At 37.1% G+C, this 5,739-nt stretch carries 2 protein-coding genes and 1 pseudogene; all 3 read right to left on the bottom strand.

All coding sequences use genetic code 11. The features are described from left to right. A pseudogene (locus HRU49_RS13900) lies at positions 1-704 on the bottom strand (hypothetical protein); the annotation flags it as partial. Between the two features lie 213 nt (positions 705-917). Then, positions 918-4,388: a choice-of-anchor J domain-containing protein gene (locus HRU49_RS13895; RefSeq protein WP_296358199.1), complete on the bottom strand. Its 3,471-nt coding sequence runs from the start codon at positions 4,386-4,388 to the stop codon at positions 918-920. A 353-nt stretch (positions 4,389-4,741) separates the two neighbouring features. Then, on the bottom strand, positions 4,742-4,918 hold the full coding sequence (locus HRU49_RS13890) for a hypothetical protein (protein WP_296358197.1): 177 nt from the start codon (positions 4,916-4,918) through the stop codon (positions 4,742-4,744). Between the last annotated feature and the right edge of the window lie 821 nt (positions 4,919-5,739).

Below are 5,739 nucleotides of genomic sequence, written 5' to 3'. Positions count from 1 at the left end.
GTGGTAAAGGACAATGAGGTTGTGTTAAGTGTATAATCACCAACTTCTGCTGTACTGGCTCCGTCAACACTAACTGATACCGTAACAGGCATATCATAGTTCGTCATTGTAACAGGAATACTGGTATTAAACGTCATGTCTGTTTCATTTTCTGAACTGGATGCCGCATCAAAACAAACTGTGGGACTAGATCCTCCTCCAAAGGCAGTCCAATTAATGTTATCGACTGCAACTCTATCTGCACCACCACTATTTGAGCCACCAATATTATTATCAATTTGTATAACAATATTACCTGAAATATTTACCCCTGATATAGTTGTTGTTTGTACTGATGTACCATAAGGAACTGTACCAACACTTGAACCATTTATTAATACATCTAAGTTTCCTGACCCTCCACTAAATTTTCTTTGAGTCGTTATAGTGATGTCACCAACACCCCCAGAAATTGTTCCTGATTGTATATATGTATTTGCAACATCATCATTCATTGTCATGGCTTCTCCATCTACAGATTCACTTGTTCTTGAGTTTGTTGCTGTCCACGTTGAACCATCATCTCCGGTCCAGCTTCTAGAGCCATAGGACGATTGAGAAGGTGTGCAGCTCGAAGTACAAATATTTTGAAATGTTTCTGTTCCTTGTCCAAATCCAAGACTACTAACTAAAATTGCAACTAAAAAAAAGTAAATATTCTTCATGTATGGTAAATAAAGTGTTATTAATGAAAAAAAATGTAGGTAGTATTTTACAGATATGGGTTTCAAAGGTAGTAAATCTATCCGTTTAGACTCTAATTAAATATTAATAAACAGTTAATTGCAGGTATTTAACCCGTGCTGCCTTTCTGGGTATGCTATAAATAGAAAAGCACGTCCAAGCAGACGTGCTCTGTGTAATAGAGAGATCTACGATTACTTTAAAATGATCTTTTTAGTTTTAGTAGCATTGTCGTTTTTAATGGAAACAACATAAACTCCAGACGGTAACTCACCTAAGTTGACATATTGCGAACTGGTGTTTGCTGCTAAGGCAGTTGCATTTACCACACGTCCTTGAATGTCAAATATTTGTAATTGTGCTTCTGTGTTTAAATTACCCTTTACAATCAACGTTCTTTGATTCTGATCAGTAAAGAGTTGCAAACCTGCAAGATTTTCTTCGTTAGTACTTAAGGTTTGATTAACCAATCTTAAATAGAAACGACCCTTTGCGATAATGTTAGTATCTAATATGATTTCATAATCATTGCTATTAAGGAGTGTGATAGTCCCCGTCGCTGCATCTTCTAAATAAATATTAATAGTACTTGGTAAGGTCGATTCTGAAATCGAAAAGATTACTGTTTCACCACTGGTGCCGTGTATTCCTAAAGGAATGGTAACATCTGAAATATCATCTTGGTGCAAGGATTGTAAAGCCATCGCAATACCATTGTCATCTTCTATTAAATAGGAGTGAATTGAGAAATTTCCTGGTTCGCCATTCCAAACCGAAGCATCATAACCAGGATCTAAACTGCGACTTGAGTTGGTATTGAAATAAAAATCTGTATGAAAGCGACTGCCATTGGTGCTATTTAAATCCAGTTTTAAGAAGGTTAATGGATTTGAATTACGACCAAGAATAAAATCATCAGAGGTTCCAGTTGTTCTCATAGACGGTGTAAATCTAAAAACACCAGAAGTTTCTGCATCTACAAAGAAGCCTTGGCCAGGAGCTATAAGCGTAGAACCGTCTGTGGTAGCTAAGTTATAAATTGTCCATCCATCGGTTGCTGCACCGTCATAACCATAAATGCCAATAGCATTCTCGTCAAAACGATCACGATTGGTGGTTTCATTTAAAACGGTTTGTACATTAATATAGCTTGGGTATGGATTTCCTACTAAATTCCAGTTGGTAGCACCACCTTCGGTCACAGTTACTTCAACATCACCCGTTGCTACTGTACCGCTAAAGGTGTACACTCCATTATCTGTAGATCCTGTGCGATATCCTAATCCTGCAACTAATGGATTAGTATCATTTGCAGGGGTGTAATTTACATAAGCATTTGTGGTGGTGTCGAACGGACCAAATAAATAGGCAGGATTACCACCAATGGTTCCAGATAGGATATTGGTATTGGTTGTGTTAAGCTCTCCAAACGTTTGTCCTTGTAAAGGCGCACTGATTAAATCGTTATTGCCTGTTACCGCGCCGCTGCCGCTGGCAGCATTCACATGACGGTGGTAATTCACAGTACCATTAATGGTACCATCTAAAATTAAACTGGAATAGGCAATACTACTGGATTCTAAATCTACAGCGTTTTCAACATCTAAAACAACCCCTGAATTAACAGTAAGACTGGCAGCAGGATCAACAAGAATACTTTCACAAGTTGTTGTACTAGAAATTATGGCATTACCACGAACTACATGTATAGGGTTGGCACTAGTCGCTACACCACTAGGATCTGCAGGAGACCAGCCATCGTCGTAAACATAAGTAATTCCAGGTAACACAGTGATGGTATAATCTTCTATTTCTCCATCGGTTGAACCATCACACGGTCCATTAGTTGGGACGGTGTTAAAGTAATATTGGCAAAGTATACGCATTCTAGTATCGCCTAAGGCTGCATCATTTGGAACTGTAATACTTAGTGGGCTGTTGGATGTTGCCCCATTTTCAACATTTTCTGCGTTGCCTAAGTCATAGGTTTCCCCACTATCATCAAAATCACCATCTTTGTTCCAATCAATCCAAGCATATGTGTAAACCGTGTAATTCCCATCGGTATTAATTTGCACTGTTAAATCTTCAGAAGTGCCTCTTGCCATGCTGGTAGACTGCGCTGTATAGTCATCGTAACCTGTAGTTTTAGCACTAGCATTATTGATACTGCCAAAGTTTACTAAGCTAATGGCGGTTGCAAACGTGGTGTCGCCTGTAACGCTGCAATAATCCGCAGCTATACTGATAGGGATACCTTCGGACCAACTGGTACCTTTTCTGGCAAACAATTGAAAATAATAGGTGTTGCCAAAATTAACATTACTAATAGAAACCTCATTACCAATAGCATTAAACACCACATATTCGTTAGGAACTATTTCGTTACCATTACCAAGAAATGTGTCTGGGTTATAGGAGCTGCCATTACCACTTGGAATTGCTGTTACGGGATTCCCTTCTCTACCAATTATCAAAATATCCTCATAGCAGGTGCTGAGGGCCCAACTAAGATTGATGCCGTTGCCATCAAAACGTGCTGTTACATTTGATACATCTTCAGGTACTGTACACGATGAAATGTCAATCACCGAAACATCGTCTAAATACCAATTGTCACCATCATTTTGCTCCATAACAAAAGCGATGTAAACCACTCCCGAATAACTAGATAAGTCAATCGTTTTTTCGTTAAACTCAAGGCCTAGTTCTGTTTCATTATAAGTTTTCACAGTGGTAAAGCTGTTAATATCTGTCGCTGAGGTTTGTGATATTCTTACGCTGTATTCGGTATTATAGTCAATGGTAAATTGTTCCCGGGCAAAGAATCGTAATTGGGCATGTGCCGTTCCTAAATCGATACCAGGGGTTACCAACCAATCTTCGGCATTACCACCACTGACTACCTCGTATTCTACAAATGCGGCTGTGGTACCCGAATTGGAAGCTAGGGTTGTACTTGTCCAATCATTAACAGACCCGAGATCATTGGTTCCTCGATAACTAGACCAGCAGTCTGGTGCAAAAGTAGCCCCTTCAAAATCTTCATTAAAGGGTAAGCTAAATGTACTGCTACAATCAGCTGTACCTCTAACTTCTATATTATCAAAACGATGACGTTCACCATTGGCATTATTGGCTACTGTTATTTTAATAGCTAAATTAGAACCGCTTAGACCAGTCTGACTTGTAAGCACAGCATCAAAATCATCCGAGATGAAGCCATTGGTAGCGGCCTGTATCCAGATACCATTGTTATCAAGACTGTACTCCACAAGGATACTGTCACTGTTTTCTAAGTTGCTTGTTGCTGTGCCATTTGACTCAGAAATATCCAATGAGAAGCTGACGTTGCTATACCCTGCAATGTTGATATTTGGTGATATCCAAACGGCTGCTCCATCAATGTCTCGTCCTTCAAATACCTCATTTCCACTAATGGTTCTAACGATAAAGTAGTCGTTACTATCTGTAAAATTTAAAGTGTTGTCCGATAGATCTAATGTCCAGTCAACTGCACTTAAGTCTAGACTTGGGTTGGTGCCTCCAGGGCCAATGGCACCTTGATTATTTTGGCCAGTAAAATCCTCTGAATATATAATGGTTTGGCTAAATGCTAGCGTGCAAATAACAAGCAAACCGTAGGTTATAATTATCTTTTTCATCACTATTGATCTTTTGTTGAATAAAATTCAATTTTAAAATTATACGTAGTGACAACACCATCTTAATTCATTCGATGGAGCTAAGACTTTTACTAGCCGAATGACTAGAAAGTTTAGACCAACACTAAAAAGATTGTATTGTCTGTAAATAACAATGAAAAAGGGGAGTGAATACGAAGATTCTAGGTGTAGCTTAGATAGGACAGCACACTTAATTTAGGGCTTTTCAGAGTTATTAAATTAAGGGTTAATCGGTATGTAAGACACATGCATTAAGAAATAGTCACAAGAATTAATGTATGTCTGGGTGCTGTTTGCGTTATGTGTTTGGTTTCATAGTTTAGGTTTTTAAGTTAGTATGGGAATAGTAGTTTGTTAGACATTGGCGCAAAATATCTTGCATCACTTGTCGGTGATGCATTCTCTTGCTTATGTGTTTCATAAAATTTTAAGGCTGAAAAGGTGGCAATATTTGGAGTAATATTGCTAAATGAGAGGTCTAACTTTACAGACTCTAGTGGGGTACTCATTAGTTAAAATAAATAATTTGTATTTACTTTTCTTTAATTATGATTACCGTTTTTTGATTGACTGTAAGCAAATATACTAAATTTATGTTAATTTTCCTATCGAAGGCTAATTGTTGAAAAATTCGATTAAAATAACTTCTTTATGGCTTCTCTAAATGTTGAATTATTTTTTTTGTGAAAAAGCCAACTGAATGAAGAGCTTAGTCCAAATTTAACCACGGGTGTTAGTTATTAATCATGTTCCCGCTAATGTATTTGTAATAAAATATCTTTCAAGACTAATTAATGTATAACTAAAAATAGCAGTAATCTAGTCTCAATTATAAGAATATTTTACCTTGTCCAGAAGGAGAGAATCAATTTAAACTACAATCATCAGGTATCGTAACTGTATATGAATAATGTTACCAAGCTCTTTCAATCTTTGAACTGTGGTTCATTGAGAATTGAATTATAACCATTTCAAATAATAATACTACTAAATGATTGTGGATTGTAATGAAATTACATGTATCATTCATAATTTAGTCTTCGGGAGTCTTACTGAAGAATATTTCATATTCAACAGGTGGGCAAATGATCGCTCACTTTATTTGACTGTAAGATATTTTTATTCCAAGATTATTTGTCATTGAGAATTACGGGGAATATCTGGTTGTCATTAATTATGTGTTAATGCATAAGCCGATGACTTTTACTGGTATCAACAATGGAAGATAAGATCGATAACTACGAACTTGACATTTGCGTCCTTCATGCTCAAATCACAGTTATTGAACAATGCAGCGACGAACAATACTTTGCATGTAATAAACTACCCT

Source organism: Winogradskyella sp., from assembly GCF_013213975.1.
GTDB lineage: Bacteria > Bacteroidota > Bacteroidia > Flavobacteriales > Flavobacteriaceae > Winogradskyella.
This window is presented reverse-complemented; position numbering and strand designations above follow the sequence as displayed.

Bases quoted from the DNA above. Each gene is read 5' to 3' on its own strand.
- HRU49_RS13890 (WP_296358197.1), bottom strand. From the start codon at position 4,918: ATGAGTACCCCACTAGAGTCTGTAAAGTTAGACCTCTCATTTAGCAAT.
- HRU49_RS13895 (WP_296358199.1), bottom strand. From the start codon at position 4,388: ATGAAAAAGATAATTATAACCTACGGTTTGCTTGTTATTTGCACGCTA.